The 15610-nt window shown below is 37.2% G+C and carries 12 protein-coding genes; 11 read left to right on the plus strand and 1 reads right to left on the minus strand.

Features of this window, described 5'->3' with window-relative positions; all coding sequences use genetic code 11:
* Window positions 1-153 precede the first annotated feature (153 nt).
* From uvrC to OZX59_RS01595, 8 genes are all read left to right on the plus strand, one after another.
* The gene (gene uvrC, locus OZX59_RS01560; RefSeq protein WP_277126390.1) at window positions 154-1956 is read left to right on the plus strand and encodes an excinuclease ABC subunit UvrC; all 1803 of its coding nucleotides are present in this window, start codon (window positions 154-156) and stop codon (window positions 1954-1956) included.
* 85 nt (window positions 1957-2041) lie between these two features.
* On the plus strand, window positions 2042-3346 hold the full coding sequence (gene obgE / locus OZX59_RS01565; RefSeq protein ID WP_277126391.1) for a GTPase ObgE: 1305 nt from the start codon (window positions 2042-2044) through the stop codon (window positions 3344-3346).
* A gap of 30 nt (window positions 3347-3376) precedes the next feature.
* Entirely contained in the window at window positions 3377-5296 is a 1920-nt protein-coding gene (locus tag OZX59_RS01570) for an acyltransferase family protein (RefSeq protein ID WP_277126392.1), read from the plus strand.
* Between the two features lie 14 nt (window positions 5297-5310).
* Window positions 5311-6246 (plus strand): ribonuclease Z, encoded by a 936-nt coding sequence (gene rnz, locus OZX59_RS01575; protein ID WP_277126393.1) that lies wholly within the window; start codon window positions 5311-5313, stop codon window positions 6244-6246.
* Window positions 6246-7040 carry an SDR family oxidoreductase gene (locus OZX59_RS01580; protein ID WP_277126394.1) on the plus strand — a complete coding sequence of 265 codons (795 nt, stop codon included), beginning with the start codon at window positions 6246-6248 and terminating at the stop codon, window positions 7038-7040. The genes rnz and OZX59_RS01580 overlap by 1 nt, the downstream gene beginning before the upstream one ends.
* A 10-nt stretch (window positions 7041-7050) precedes the next feature.
* Window positions 7051-7272 (plus strand): LapA family protein, encoded by a 222-nt coding sequence (locus OZX59_RS01585; protein ID WP_277126395.1) that lies wholly within the window; start codon window positions 7051-7053, stop codon window positions 7270-7272.
* 113 nt (window positions 7273-7385) lie between these two features.
* Entirely contained in the window at window positions 7386-7574 is a 189-nt protein-coding gene (rpmF, locus tag OZX59_RS01590) for a 50S ribosomal protein L32 (protein ID WP_277126396.1), read from the plus strand.
* A gap of 68 nt (window positions 7575-7642) precedes the next feature.
* Window positions 7643-9187, plus strand: a complete 1545-nt coding sequence (locus OZX59_RS01595) for a bifunctional UDP-sugar hydrolase/5'-nucleotidase (RefSeq protein ID WP_277126397.1) — start codon at window positions 7643-7645, stop codon at window positions 9185-9187.
* Window positions 9188-9224: 37 nt separating this feature from the next.
* Here the strand turns inward: OZX59_RS01595 and OZX59_RS01600 are convergent, their stop codons facing one another.
* The gene (locus OZX59_RS01600) at window positions 9225-9431 is read right to left on the minus strand and encodes a YjzD family protein (protein ID WP_277126398.1); all 207 of its coding nucleotides are present in this window, start codon (window positions 9429-9431) and stop codon (window positions 9225-9227) included.
* A gap of 106 nt (window positions 9432-9537) precedes the next feature.
* Between OZX59_RS01600 and OZX59_RS01605 the strand changes: the two genes are divergently transcribed.
* The 3 genes from OZX59_RS01605 (at window position 9538) to pyk (ending at window position 15592) form a co-directional block, all read left to right on the plus strand.
* Window positions 9538-12666 carry a DNA polymerase III subunit alpha gene (locus OZX59_RS01605; protein WP_277126399.1) on the plus strand — a complete coding sequence of 1043 codons (3129 nt, stop codon included), beginning with the start codon at window positions 9538-9540 and terminating at the stop codon, window positions 12664-12666.
* 166 nt (window positions 12667-12832) lie between these two features.
* Entirely contained in the window at window positions 12833-13792 is a 960-nt protein-coding gene (gene pfkA, locus OZX59_RS01610) for a 6-phosphofructokinase (protein ID WP_277126400.1), read from the plus strand.
* Between the two features lie 30 nt (window positions 13793-13822).
* Window positions 13823-15592, plus strand: a complete 1770-nt coding sequence (pyk, locus tag OZX59_RS01615; protein WP_277126401.1) for a pyruvate kinase — start codon at window positions 13823-13825, stop codon at window positions 15590-15592.
* The last annotated feature ends 18 nt before the right edge of the window (window positions 15593-15610 follow it).

Below are 15610 nucleotides of genomic sequence, written 5' to 3' on the forward strand. Positions count from 1 at the left end.
TTTTTATCATTATAATAAAAAAAGAAGCTAATAACTAGTAGTAAGTTTTTTAATTTGCTTTAAATAATAAAAATTATGTAAAGCAATTTTTGACAAATGGGTAAAAACTCGAATTTGTGCTAGAATAATAAGGCAATTTTAAGGAGTGATTTTTTGGCAACAGAATTAATAGAAAACAAATTAAAGCTTTTACCTGCCAAACCTGGTTGTTATTTGATGAAAGACATTAATGGTACAGTTATATATGTTGGTAAGTCAAAAAATCTTAAAAACAGAGTGCGATCTTACTTTAAAAGTAAACAATATGGTCGAAGGGCAGAATTAGTTCAAGAAATTCGAGATTACGATATCATTACTGTTTCAACTGATAAGGAGGCTTTTTTACTTGAAGTTACACTGATTAAGCGTTATCAGCCATACTACAACGTGCAGCTCAAACAAGGTACAGGATATCCATATATTGAGATTACTAATGAACGTGATCCGCAGACTAAACTTACTAGTATTGTTCATAAGGATGGTGGGTATTATTTTGGGCCATATCCTAATGTTTACGCTGCACAGGCAACATTAAAATTTATTCAAAAAGTATTTCCTTTGCGACGGTGCACTGGTAAGCAGGGACGACCTTGTTTGTATTATCATATGGGGCAATGTTTGGGAGCTTGTTTTAAGACGGTACCTAAGGATGAATATGATAAACAAATTAAAAAAATAAAAAGCTTTTTAAATGGTGATATTGACTGGGTTAAGCATGATTTAAACCAAAAAATGCTAAAGGCATCTGAAAAGTTGGAATTTGAGCGTGCAGCTGATATTCGTGACCAGTTGAAGTATATTGAAGAGACAGTTGAGAAACAAAAAATCATTTCTAATGATAGTACTCAACGTGATATTTTTAATTTTTATGTAGACAAGTCTTGGATTTCAATTCAGATTTTTTTCTTAAGGCAGGCAAAGTTGTTACGTAGAGAAACACGGATGTATCCCTTAACTAATACAGATGATCCAGAAGATGCTTTTAGTTCATTTATTGTTCAATTCTACGGTCAAAAAAATCGCATTTTACCCAAAGAAGTATTAGTGCCAACAGGAATTGATAATGAGGCCTTGTCTGAAGTTTTACATGTTCCTGTTAGAACGCCACAGCGAGGACAAAAGCGCTCATTACTTGAGATGGCTAAGGATAACGCTAAGCTAAAACTAGATGACAAATTTCGGCTGTTAGAACTTGATAATCGTAAAACCAAAGGAGCTCAACAAGAAATCTTTAAAGCTCTAGGCTTACCATATGGTCATATCATTGAGAGCTTCGATCATTCACACATTCAGGGTGTTGATCCCGTTTCTGCTTTGGTTGTTTTTAAAGATGGTGAACCAGAAAAGAATGCTTATCGTAAATACAAATTAAAAGGGGAAGTAGAACACCAAAATGGTGGAGATGAAGTTCGAAATACTCGTGAAGTAGTACGTAGACGCTATGGCCGTTTATTGCGTGAACACCAAGCGATGCCCGACCTAATTTTGATGGACGGAGGACAGATTCAAGTAGAAGCCTGCCAAGATGTTCTTCATAATGAATTAAATCTCAATATTCCGGTAGCTGGAATGGTAAAAGATGATAAGCACCGGACTAATCACTTGTTATTTGGTGACCCAATTAATGGTATTCCCTTAAAATTAATTCCTATGGATCCTAAATCTCAAGGATTCTATCTTATGACTCGAATTCAGGATGAAGTACACCGGTTTGCGATCACTTTTCATCGAAAGACGCATGCCAAAAATTCTTTATCAAGCAAGTTGGATTCAATTAAAGGAATTGGTCCGAAAAGTAGAAATAAATTGTTGCGTCATTTTGGTTCAATTAAAAAAATCAAAGAAGCATCGATTGATGAATTACGTTCAGCAGGTTTAACTTTACCTCAAGCACAGACGATTAAATTAACATTATAGTTTTTGAGATAGATGATTTTTACCACGATTGTTGACCTCTTTTGTGGTATAGTATTTAAGTTAGGTAAGACGGAGGAGAAATAACATGCCCACATTTGTCGATCAAACTAAGATTGAAGTACAAGCCGGTAAAGGTGGCGACGGTATGGTTGCTTTCCGCCATGAAAAATATGTTCCCAATGGAGGCCCAGCCGGTGGCGATGGCGGTCATGGTGGTAGTATTATTTTTGTTGCAGATAGCGGCTTAAGAACCTTAATGGACTTTCGCTATCGACGTAAATTTAAGGCAGCTAATGGTGAGAATGGCCGTATCAAGTCTCAATACGGGCGTGGTGCTAAGGATCTATATTTACGTGTGCCAATAGGTACAACTGTTTACGATTTTGATACCAATGAAGAGATCGGAGACTTAACTGAAAATAAGCAAGAGTTGGAAGTTGCTCGCGGTGGTCGCGGTGGTCGCGGTAATATCCATTTTGCTACTAGTGTTAATACTGCACCTGAAATTGCCGAAAATGGGGAACCAGGCGAAGATCGAGTTCTGCGATTAGAATTGAAAATGCTAGCAGATGTTGGTTTAGTAGGTTTTCCTTCTGTTGGTAAGTCAACATTGTTGTCAGTAGTAACCAAGGCTAAACCCAAAATAGCTGCCTATTCCTTTACTACTTTGACTCCTAACTTAGGGATGGTCATTTTACCTGACGGTCGTGATTTCTCATTAGCCGATTTGCCTGGACTAATTGAAGGTGCCAGTACAGGTGTTGGTTTAGGAATTCAATTTTTGCGTCATATTGAACGTACTAAAGTAATTTTACATTTAGTCTCAATGGATCCCAATAATGGTCGCAAAGCGATTGCAGATTATCAAGCGATTCGCAAGGAATTAATTTCTTATGATGCAAGTTTGCAAAATAAAAGGGAATTAATTGTTGCTTCACAAATGGATTTGGCCGGATCCCAAGAAAAATTAATTGAGTTTAAGCATGACTTGGTTGAAGCTGGAATCGATGAACCAGTTTATGCAATTTCGAGTGTGTCTCATCGAGGTGTTGAAATTCTCATGCAGGCAACTGCAACTATTGTCGATCAGGTTGAAAATGAGCAAGCGGTGGTTCAGCAACAAACAGTTGACCAAGTTAAAGAATATAAATACGAAGCACCTAAGAAACATGAATTTACTGTTACTAGGTTAGAAGAGCATGTTTTTGAAGTAAAAGGTGAAAGTTTAGAACGTTTAGTTGAGCGGACTAATCTTGATTACCACGATGGTGTGATGCGCTTAGCACGTAAATTAAAGAATTTGGGTGTGGATGATGCTTTACGTCAAAAAGGTGCTGTCGATGGTGATGATGTGATTATCGGTACGTTTACCTTTGAATTTGTACAATAATAAATAGTTAAAATAGAAAAGTTTGAAAATATGACAAAAAATCGGTTTATTACGGGATATTCTGGACTTAGAGCATTGGCAGTTATTGGTGTGATTTTATATCACCTGGACCCTAATACTTTTGTTGGTGGTTATCTGGGAGTGCCGATTTTTTTTACATTAACCGGCTATTTAGTGACTGATCATATACTCAAGTCCTATCGAGAAACAGGATTTTATGATATTAAGACCTTTTATTTAGGTCGACTAAAAAAGCTTTACCCTGCACTAATTGCGCTTTTGTGGACTGCTGCAGCCTATATCATTCTGTTTCAACGAAACCTATTAGCTAAACTAGGGCAAGTCGTTGTCACCAATCTGTTTAATGTTTATAACTTTTGGCAAATTTTAAATGGTCAAAGTTATTTTGAACGATTTGCGACCAATGAATCCCCTTTTACTCATCTTTGGACAATGTCAATAAATGGTCAATTTTATTTTTTATGGCCAATAATCATTTTCTTGCTGATCAAATTAGTTAAAAAAAGAAAACCGATCTTTTGGATTATTTTAGTAGGCTCGCTTGCATCTGCACTTGAGATGGCAATAATGTATCATACAGGTACTGATATCAACCGGATCTATTATGGTACTGATACGCGCTTTTTTGCATTGGGTTTAGGTGCTGCTTTAGCAGTGGTTTGGCCAATTGCAGATTTAAAGGATACGGTTAAGCCAAGTGATAGTCTTCTATTAGATGGAGTTGGATTAGTAGCGTTGCTAGGAATGCTAGGATTGTTTTTTAGTTCTGGTATGAATGCGGAAACAGCCTTTCCCTATTATGGCGGAATGCTGTTATTTACAATTTTTACAGTTGTTCTAGTTGGTATTGTTGCTCATCCAGGGAGCCATTGGAATAAGTGGCTGACTAATCCATTATTTAATTGGCTTGGTTCACGCAGCTATGGTATCTATCTTTATCAATTTCCAGTAATGATTTTTTTCGAAGATAAAGTTTTGAACATGGCCGATCATGTTTTATTATACAGGATGATCGAAGTAGTACTAATTTTGGTATTAAGTGAATTATCATATCGCTTAGTCGAACGTCCTTTAGGCAAAATAACCTGGTCAAAGGTTAAACAATGCTTGGTTAAAGCATTCGACTTGCATAACAAAAATTATGTTATAAAAGGTCAAATCTTAATTGCTGGGATTATTTTTTTAATTGGAAGTATTGCGATTGGTGTTTCTCCAGCTGTTAAAGCTGATGACTTTAATAAATCACAGTTAGCGCGCAGAATTAAGACTAATCGTCAAAAACAGAACAAAGATAATCAAGCATTGATCGCTAACCTTAAAAAAGCCAAAAAACATCCTAGTCAAAGAACTAAATTAATCAACAAAGCTAAAAAGACTGCTAAAAAAAGACCGGTTAACCGATCTTTTAGAAAATATGGGATATCGCAAGTTGATTTGCAATTATTGCAAAAAGTGCAGCTGACTGCGATCGGTGATTCAGTCATGGCTGGATCCAGTGCTGATTTAAAGCAATTGATGCCTAAGGCAATCATTGATGCGGCAGTTTCACGTCAGGTTAATATTGCAGGTAGTTTGCTTAATCAATATCAGAAGCAGGGTGTTTTAGCTAATAACATTTTAATTGGACTAGGAACTAATGGTCCATTTTCAATGACAGATTTAGCCCAAATAATGAAACAATTAGGACCTAAAAAGCAAGTTTTTTGGATCAATGTCCATGTTCCGACTAGATCATGGCAAACTCCAGTAAATGCGTTGTTAACTAAAGCAGCTAAGCGCTATCACAATCTAACTGTAATTGATTGGTACGGTTATGCTAAGCCACATGAAAAATGGTTTTATCAAGATAGAACACATCCAACAACGATTGGATCCAAGTATTATAGTGCTTATATTGCTAAAACAGTAGTTAAGCATGCAAAGTTTTAGAACAGGAAAAGTAGATGGAATTACAATTTCTAGGTACAGGGGCAGGTCAGCCGTCAAAGCAGCGCAATGTCTCAAGCATTGCCTTAAAAATGCTTGATGAGATAAATGAGATTTGGTTATTCGATGTGGGAGAGGCTACTCAGCATCAAATTTTACGGACTAATATTAGAATGCGCAAAATTACTAAAATTTTCATTTCACATAATCATGGTGACCATATTTTTGGCCTACCTGGATTATTGGCAACGAGGTCATTTCAAGGAGAAGTTGGTCCGTTAACTATCTATGGTCCTGCTGGATTAGAACAATTTGTGCGTACAGCATTACGAGTATCGCGAACAAAGATATCTTATCCGATTAAATTTGTACAACTTGAGCAGGGGGGTCTTATTTATGAAGGCAAAGGCTTCAAGGTATATGCGGAAAAACTAGCTCATAGAGTGCCTAGTTTTGGCTTTCGGGTAGTTGAGCAGGAGCATCAAGGTGAATTGCTAATGGAAAAGTTAGCACAATATAATATTCCTAACGGTCCTTTACTGGGTAAACTAAAAAATGGTGAACAGGTAGCATTAAGTGATGGAACTATATTAGATGGCAATGATTTCTTGGGACCTAACAAGCCTGGGCGAATTGTGACGATTATATATGATACTCGAGCAACGCCAACAATTGCTAAATTAGCTAAAAATGCTGATGTGTTAGTTCATGAATCTACTTTTGCAGGTAATGAAGCTAATTTAGCACATGCCTATTATCATTCCACAGCAGTTGAAGCGGCTAAAATTGCGTGCGATAATGGTGTTAAGAGCCTATACTTAGATCATATTTCAGCAAGATATTTAGGAGCTAAGGCTCATCATCTAGAAAAACAAGCGAAGAAAGTATTTGCTAATACCAAATTAGCGAATGATTTTGATCGGGTGGAGATTCCGATGAAAGGTGAAAAATAATGAGCGATTCGTTAAGAAATAAAGTAGTGGTTGTAACTGGTGCGTCAAGTGGTATTGGCCGTTCAATTGCCTTAGAAACAGCTGGACGCGGCGCTACCGTCATTTTAATTGCCAGAAATGCGGTTAAACTAGAGCAAATTGCAGCAGAAGCCCAAGAAGTTTCTGGTGCAGCAACTTATAGTTTTCCCACTGATATTGGTGAGAGTAGTGAAATTGATGCAACTTTTAATAAAATCATTCAGGTTACTAAGCATGTCGATTACTTAGTTAACTGTGCAGGTTTTGGTAAGTTTGAACAATTTATGGAAACAGAGCGTCGAGAAGTTACGGAAATGTTTCAAGTTAATGTACTTGGCTTAATGTACTTTACACGGCTAATTGGTCGGGTAATGATGGATCAAAAGCAAGGTCAGATTATTAACTTTGGATCAATTGCTGGTAAAATTCCTACGGTAAAATCAGCTGCATACAGTGCCTCAAAAGCAGCTGTTATTCAATTTTCTAATGTTTTAAGATTAGAGTTAAAACCATTTGGTATCAAGGTAATGACTGTTAATCCGGGTCCGGTTTATACTAATTTCTTTAATATCGCGGATAAGAGTGGTAATTATGTTAAAAATGTCCAACAATTTATGCTTGATCCTGATGACGTTGCTTGGCAGGTAGTGCATTACTTTGGTAGCAATAAGCGTGAACTCAATTTACCAATTAGTTTAGCAGTGATGGCTAAATTGTATAATCTGTTTCCGCAAATTGGTGATGCATTATCATTAAAATTTGCATCCAGAAAGTAGAGGCCTAAAAGTGAAAGATAGAAAACAACAAATAAAGTTAATCGCTAGTTTAGTTTTATTGTTATTAGCAGTAATTTTTGTTGTACTCAATACTAATAAAGTAGCGATTAGCTTCGGATTGTTTGAGTTTAAATTACCTTTAATTATTGTATTGGTAGTTATGTTGATAATAGGGGTCTTATTTGGTTGGTTTTGGGGATCAAATCGACATAATCAACGTAAGAATGACTAATAAATCTTGATTTATTTACGATACAATAGTATTATTAAAACACGTGAGGTAATTTAGTGGCACTTTAACTGGTGCTATTAAAACTTAAATCTACAATAAAGGAGATCAAGTAAATGGCAGTTCCTAAGAGACATACTTCTAAGCAAAAGAAACGTTCGCGTCGTGGCCATATCAAGTTAACTGTTCCAGCAATGCATTATGATGCAACTACTGGTGAATATCGTTTGAGTCACCGTGTTTCACCTAAAGGTTATTACAAGGGTCGTCAAGTTGTTAGTGACAACGCAAATGGCAATAATTAACTAAAAGACACCGAATTTGGTTGGTGTCTTTTTTTGCGGCCAAAAACAATTTTTAGAAAGGTAAGACAATGAAACTAGTTTTTTTGCATACAAGTGATATTCATGGCTATTTGTTATCTTCTACTTATCAAAATAAGACTGATTATGATGCTAAGCTTGGCTTAGATCGGGTGAGCAGTGTAGTTAAAGCTAAGCGAGCTGAGTATGGAGCTAATCACGTGATAGTTACCGATGCAGGAGATTGCTTGCAAGGTTCTCCTTTGGCAGCATACGTTCATGCAAGTAATCAAGCTAGTGCGCTAAAGCAATATGCGGCTGCTTATAATGCTCTTGACTATGATGCACGCTGTCTTGGTAATCATGACTTTAATTATGGATTAGGATATCTAAAAGATTATCTGACAGCTACTAATACTCCGATTTTAAATAGCAACATCCTACCAATGCAGCAGGATATATCTCATATGGGCCAGCCTTATCAAATTATTGAAAAGCAGGGAATAAAAATTGGACTTTTGGGTATTACTACGCAATATGTTCCTCATTGGGAACCGGCAGATCATGTTGCTGGTTTAAAATTTGTTTCAGCTTATGAGCAAGTTAAAAGTTATGCTAAACTTTTGCGACCGCAGGTCGATGTTTTAGCAGTTATTTATCATGGTGGATTTGAAGATGACCCAGTAAGTGGTAAGCAGCAGGAACCGCATACCGGAGAAAATGAAGGTTATCAAATTTTAACCAAAATTCCTGAAGTAGATGTGTTATTAACAGGTCATCAGCATCAGCAATTAGCGTTAACTGTCAACAATACAGCAATCGTGCAACCGGGTTATCGGGGCGAAGCAGTTGCTGAAGTAATTATTGAAATTGATGATACAACTAAAACTATTAAGCACATGAAAACTGAATTGATTTCAACCGAAAATTTTAAACCCGATCCTGTGATTGTTGCACTAAGTTCAAAACTAGACGCAGCAACACAGGATTGGCTAGATCAACCAATTGCACAATTAGATCAAGCTGCTCCAATTGGTGATGTCAATCAGGCACGTTTGCATGGCGCACCATTCATTAATTTACTGCAACAGATGCAGTTATCTTTTACAAAAGCGGATATTTCTGCTACTGCCGTAATGAGCGAAACTGCACCAGGATTTGGTAAGCAGGTTACAATGCGGGATATTTTACTTAATTATCCATTTTCAAATCAGTTGTGTAAGGTAGCTGTAACGGGTTCTCAATTGCGACAAATTGTAGAATATAGTTTGTCGTTTTTAATTAAAGATGGGGGTAAGGTCTTATTTGCTCCCAAATGGCATCACGCACTGTTTAACTTTGACGTATTTTATCCACTTGAATATCAAGCTGATATTGCACGTCCAGTTGGAAACAGATTGACGAAATTTTCATTAAATAACCAACCAATTGATGATAAACGTGTATATTATTTGGCCGTCAATAACTATCGGGTAATGGGTGGTGGTTTTTATCCCGTATATAGCATGGATAAAATAGTAGAAGTTTTGGATAAAGATTATGTACAAATGTTTCAAGAATTTCTGACTAAACAACAAGTAAAAGTTGATTATCAGACCAATTATCGTTTTTATTAAAAAATCCATTAGCAGTTATCTGCTAATGGATTTTTACTTATTTAAGCTTGGAATATTCACTGTCATCTTTAACAGAATGGCTAGTAATTGGTGGTATAATTGCCGCGAATAATATTCCGAAGACTACACCTAAGACGGCTGCTTCTCCTAAATTAAAAGCGTTTTGAGTTAATGGAGCAGCAATAAAGCCTACAATTAACATGTAGATTTCGCTCCAGAAGATACTAACTAGATAACGACCCATAACAATCCCTCTTTCATAGGAGAATTTTAACAAAATTTGCGCAGGTTTTCAAACTAAAGTTTTGGTTTTTGTTATAATTATTTTTAAGTAGAAAGGTGGCTGCAAGATGAAGATTGCTGCATTACAAAATATTAGTGCTTATACACTGCTCGAAAGTCCAGTTAAAATTCGAGATTTGTTAGTGATGGCCCAAAAGTATGGTTATGAAGCAATTGCGCTAACTGACATCAATGTTACTTATGGCTTAGTTAACTTTTATGAAGTCGCACAAGAAGTTGGAATAAAGCCGTTATTAGGGATGCAATTACGTTTGAATGGTCTAATTGATAGCGCTCATCAATATGACCTAATTGCGTTAGCTAAAACAGATGAGGGATACCGCAATCTTTTACGCTTGTCGAGTGCGATTAACTTATTAACGGAGAATGGCACTAATGACAAAGTTTTAACCCTAATCGAATTGACTAAATATTTGAACGATCTAGTGTTCATTGTGCCAGCAAATCAAACTAGTGAATTAGTCAATTTGCAAGCACAAAACGAACAATTTGGTCATAATTTAATTCGAAAATTAATGCGGCTAATTCCATCGTCTAGCGATCTTTATTTAGGAGTTTATGCGCAAAAAAGTCAGGCGGCCTATTATAATTATGTTGCAGCATTAGCTAAACAGTTTGAAATCCAGACAGTTTGTGTGGAAGATAATCAATATTTAAAGCCGCAAGACCAGTTTTTAAAACATACATTGCAAGCAATTAAGCATGGACAGCAGCTACCAGATGTTGAACAGATGTCCCATCAGGCAGGTTCACATGCCTTGGTAGATACCCAGGAATTTAGTGAACGCTGTCATAATTTGGAACTCGATAATTCGTTAGCCACCACTTGGCAAATTGCTGAAGATTGTCATGCTAAGATAGTTTTTCAAACACCTGTTTTGCCAAAATATCAGCAGGATAAATTTACCACTTCTAAAGAATACCTCGATTATTTGGCACAAAAGGGCTTAAAAGGACGTTTTAGTGGGCATAAAGTGCCGGCTAATTATCAAAAGCAGCTTGATTATGAACTTAAAGTAATTGACCAAATGGGATTTAACGATTATTTTTTGATCGTTTGGGATGTTATCAATTACTGTCACCGTGTTGGCATCACTACAGGACCGGGTCGCGGTTCAGCCTGTGGATCTCTTGTTTCATATAGCTTAAGGATTACAGAGGTTGATCCACTGAAATATCATTTGTTATTTGAGCGTTTTTTAAATCCTGCACGCCACGAAATGCCCGATATTGACCTAGATATTCCTGACAATCGTCGTGATGATGTCATTAAGTATATGTTTAATAAGTATGGGATGGATCATGCAGCCCAAATTCTGACCTTTGGGACACTGGCTGCTAAACAAGCCTTGCGTGATACGGGTCGTGTTTTTGGTTTAAGCGAAGCTGAATTAAGTAAATGGTCACAAAGCGTCCCATATGCTAAAGGTAAAATTACGTTAAAAGAAGCTTACCAAAATTCAGCTGAAATGCGGTTATTAGTCGGTGCAAGTCCTAAAAATAAGTTGCTATATCAAACTGCAGCTAATTTAGAGGGCCTCCCGCGCCACTATTCTATTCACGCAGCTGGATTGGTACTCAGTGATGATTCAATTGCGGGGATTTCGGGTTTACAAAGTGGACAATTGGGTATTCCGGTAACTCAACAAACTAAGAAGTATGTCGAAGCACTTGGCTTGCTCAAGATTGACTTTTTAGGATTACGCAACTTAACCATTCTAGGGGATACCTTAGCAATGATTAATCAGCAAGGTGCAAAAATTGATCCGCAGCAGATTCCGTTAGATGATCCTAAGACGCTAAAAGCATTTCAAAATGGTGATACCGAGTTAGTCTTTCAATTTGAATCTAGTGGTATCAGGAAAGTTTTACGCGAATTACATCCTGATAATTTTGAAGATTTAGTGGCTGTCAATGCGTTATATCGACCAGGTCCAATGCAGAATATCGCCACTTTTATTGCGCGCAAAAAGGGGCAGGAGCCAGTTATTTATCCTGATCCAAGCCTAAAAGAAATTTTAGCTCCAACTTATGGTATTTTAGTTTACCAAGAGCAGGTTATGGAAACAGCCCAAGTATTAGCTGGCTTTTCTTTAGGTGAAGCTGATCTCTTGCGACGAGCAATGTCAAAAAAGAACCAAATGGTAATTGAGCAAGAAAAAGATAAGTTTATTTCTGGAGCTATTCAAAAAGGGCATTCGCGGCAAGTTGCTACCCAAGTTTATAGTTATATTGAGCAGTTTGCCAATTATGGCTTTAATCGATCACATGCGGTAGCGTATACTCAGATTGCCTTTTGGCTTGCTTATCTTAAGTTACACTACCCAGCTGAGTTTTATGCCGCGATGCTTAACTCGAGTTTGGCTAATCACGCTAAAAGTCAGGATTATATTATGCAGGTGCAAAATGCAGGGGGTAAAATTTTACCACCTGATATTAACCGCAGTGGACTTAACTATCAACTGCAGTCTGGCAAAATCTTGGTTGGCTTAAGAGCAATTAAGGGACTGCCCAAGGATTTACTTAGTCAAATAATTACATTGCGTAAGCATAAAACCATTAAATCCTTTGAAGGCTTCTTGCGTCAAATCGATGTTAAATTTGTCAAACCTAAATTGGTACAAATTATGATTAAGTCAGGTTTATTTGATAGTCTAAATCCTAATCGTAATGAACTGCTAGTCAATTGCCAGGAAATTATTGAAAATGTTGAGTTAACTGGACAAAACTTGGCATTATCGGAAAGTTTAGGTGGTATTCCGCTTAAACCCGCTCAGGCACCAACTAAAACTGAAAAAGCTGAGATGGAAATTGAAGTCTTGGGCTTTTCAACGATGACTTCACCGCTAATAGCAGTACAAAAATATGCGCAAAAATTTCATGCTCGGTCGTTAGCTGATTTTGAAGTCACTGATATAGGCGTAGCTGTTGGCAAATTGATGAAATTGAAATTGATTCGCACTAAAAAAGGTGCAACAATGGCATTTGGCATTTTTGCTGATTCGACTAGTAGACAGGATGTCGTTATTTTTCCTAATGTTTATGACCAAGTTCATAATAATCTTAAAGAAGGGCAAATTTATTTATTAGGGATCAAAGTTCAAAGCGATCGCTATGATTCTAGTAAAAAGCAGTACGTCTTAACTAATTTAAAAGTGGTTAATTTTACTGGTTAAACAAATTTTGAGCAAATGTTAACGATAATTTTTTGTTAACGCTAACAACTGTAAACGCCGCTAAATCAATAAAATTTATTAATTTTGGTGAGATTTTTAATTGAAATAATGGTAAAATTTAAATGATGTGAGAAATTACACAATAGATTCTTGATGAGGTGAATTCATGAAACGAATTGGTATTTTAACTAGTGGTGGCGATGCCCCAGGGATGAATGCGGCTGTTAGAGCTGTTACGAAGACCGCAATCCATCATGGACTGGGGGTTGTTGGTATTCGCTATGGTTTTGCTGGCTTGGTTGCTGGCGACTTTGTTCCACTGACTGCTGAAGACGTTGACCACAAAATTAACTTAGGCGGCACTTTTTTGTATAGTGCACGCTATCCTGAATTTGCACAAAAAGAGGTGCAAGAAAAGGGAGTAGAGCAACTTAAGAAGCATGATATTGATACAGTAATCGTAATTGGCGGTGACGGTTCATACCATGGCGCGTTAGCTTTGACTAGACTGGGAATTAATTCAATTGGCTTACCTGGAACTATCGATAATGACGTTCCGTGTACTGATTATACTATTGGACTAGATACTGCCTGCACAACTGCGATGGAAGCAATTGATAAAATCCGGGATACTGCAAGTAGTCACCACCGGGTTTTTATTGTTAATGTTATGGGTCGTGGATGTGGTGATATCGCGATGCGTGTTGGCTTAGCAAGTGGTGCAGATGCCATCGTTGTTCCTGAAAGGGCATACGATATTAAAGAAATTGCAACGACTTTGAAGCGCGGCTTTTCAGATGGTAAGGATCATGGTATTATCGTATTAGCGGAAGGCGTAATGAATGCCGAAGACTTCAAGGATGAACTTTTGAAGTACGGTGATTTTGATGCGCGCGCTAGTATCTTAGGTCACATGCAACGTGGTGGTTCGCCGACTGTAACGGATCGGATCAATGCAACTAAGATGGGAAATTATGCGGTTAAGTTACTTCTTGATGGTAAAGGCGGTTTAGCTGTCGGCATGGAGAATGGCAAGTTGAATACTCATGATATTCTTGACTTATTTGATGAAAAGCACCATAGTGATGAGACGTTGTTAGATATAAATGAAGAAATGACTAAATAATTAGTCGATTTTTGGGGAGATTTTTATATAATGAAGAAAACTAAAATTGTTAGTACGTTAGGGCCAGCTTCCAATGATGTTGAAACTATTACTGCTTTAGCAAAAGCTGGTGCGAATGTATTCCGGTTTAACTTTTCGCATGGTGATCATGCAGAACATCTTTCAAGAATGAAGATGGTTCGCCAAGTTGAAAAGGAGACTGGATTAGTTCTCGGCATCGACCTTGATACCAAGGGTGCTGAAATTAGAACTACTGAACAAGAAGGTGGCAAATTCACTATTAACACTGGTGATGAGATTCGGGTTTCAATGGACGATTCCAAGAAAGGTAACAAAGAAAAGATTCATGTTACTTATGAAGGTTTGTATGATGATACTCATGTTGGCGGTCACGTTTTAATTGATGATGGTTTAGTTGACTTATTAATTACTGCTAAAGATGATCAAAATAAAGAATTGGTCTGTGAAGCTCAAAATACTGGTGTTATTGGTTCTATGAAGGGTGTTAATGCGCCAGGCGTTGAACTGCGTCTCCCAGGAATTACTGAAAAAGATACTGATGATATTAACTTTGGTTTGCAACATGGTATCAACTTTATTACTGCTTCATTTGCTCGTAAAGCACAGGATATTTTAGATATTCGGAAACTTTGTGAAGATGCTGGTTGTGATTACGTTAAGATTTATCCTAAGATCGAATCACAAGAAGGTATTGATAACGCTGACGAAATCTTGCAAGTTTCAGATGGTTTAATGGTTGCTCGTGGAGACATGGGTGTAGAAATTCCATTTATCGATGTGCCGTTTGTTCAAAAAGACTTGATTAAGAAAGCCAATGCATTAGGCAAGCCAGTAATCACGGCTACACAAATGCTTGATTCAATGCAAGAAAATCCACGTCCAACACGTGCTGAAGTTTCTGACGTTGCTAATGCTGTACTTGATGGTACAGATGCTACAATGCTTTCAGGTGAATCAGCCAATGGCTTATATCCAGTTAAGGCTGTTAGTGCCATGGCTGAAATTGATGAAAGAACTGAACAAGAACTGTTGAAGCGTAATACTTTGGCATTGCAACGCTTTGAAGAATACCAAGGTTCAAACGTTACTGAAGCTATTGGTGAATCAGTAGTTCGGACCGCTCAAGAGTTAGGTGTTAAGACAATTATTACAGCTACTAACTCAGGTTATACTGCAAGAATGATTTCTAAGTATCGTCCTAATGCTGATATTTTAGCTTTAACGTTTGATGAAAAGATTCAGCATTCATTAGGGATTACCTGGGGTGTTCAACCAATGCTGACTGAAAAGCCAGAATCAACTGATGATATGTTTGAATTAGCTACAAAAGTCGCTAAGGAAAATGGCTATGTTAAAGATGGTGACTTAGTCATCGTTGTTGCAGGTGTGCCGGTTGGCGATTCAGGTACCACTAACTTGATGAAGTTACAAATTGTTGGTAATAAGTTGGCTCAAGGCTTAGGCGTTGGTAACGGTTCAGTTGTTGGTAAGACTATAGTAGTTAACAGTGCCGAAGAAGCTAACAGTAAAGTTAAAGAAGGCGATATTCTTGTTGCCAAAACGACTGATCCAGATTACTTGCCCGCAATTAAGAAAGCATCCGGTTTGGTAGTTGAAGCTTCTGGACTTACTTCACACGCTGCTGTTGTAGGCTTATCACTAGGTATCCCAGTTGTAGTTGGTGTAACAGATGCAACTGAAAAGATTGCTGAAGCTGCAACGATTACTGTTGATGCTCGTCGTGGTGCAATTTACCAAGGTGAAGTTTCTAATCTGTAATTAAAAAAGTTAATAAAA

This window comes from Lactobacillus sp. ESL0681 (genome assembly GCF_029392835.1).
GTDB lineage: Bacteria > Bacillota > Bacilli > Lactobacillales > Lactobacillaceae > Lactobacillus.

Coding starts and splice junctions, on each gene's coding strand:
- OZX59_RS01600 (WP_277126398.1), bottom strand. CDS start 9,431: ATGGGTCGTTATCTAGTTAGTATCTTCTGGAGCGAAATCTACATGTTA.
- OZX59_RS01580 (WP_277126394.1), top strand. CDS start 6,246: ATGAGCGATTCGTTAAGAAATAAAGTAGTGGTTGTAACTGGTGCGTCA.
- rnz (WP_277126393.1), top strand. CDS start 5,311: ATGGAATTACAATTTCTAGGTACAGGGGCAGGTCAGCCGTCAAAGCAG.
- rpmF (WP_277126396.1), top strand. CDS start 7,386: ATGGCAGTTCCTAAGAGACATACTTCTAAGCAAAAGAAACGTTCGCGT.
- OZX59_RS01595 (WP_277126397.1), top strand. CDS start 7,643: ATGAAACTAGTTTTTTTGCATACAAGTGATATTCATGGCTATTTGTTA.
- OZX59_RS01570 (WP_277126392.1), top strand. CDS start 3,377: ATGACAAAAAATCGGTTTATTACGGGATATTCTGGACTTAGAGCATTG.
- pyk (WP_277126401.1), top strand. CDS start 13,823: ATGAAGAAAACTAAAATTGTTAGTACGTTAGGGCCAGCTTCCAATGAT.
- OZX59_RS01605 (WP_277126399.1), top strand. CDS start 9,538: ATGAAGATTGCTGCATTACAAAATATTAGTGCTTATACACTGCTCGAA.
- pfkA (WP_277126400.1), top strand. CDS start 12,833: ATGAAACGAATTGGTATTTTAACTAGTGGTGGCGATGCCCCAGGGATG.
- obgE (WP_277126391.1), top strand. CDS start 2,042: ATGCCCACATTTGTCGATCAAACTAAGATTGAAGTACAAGCCGGTAAA.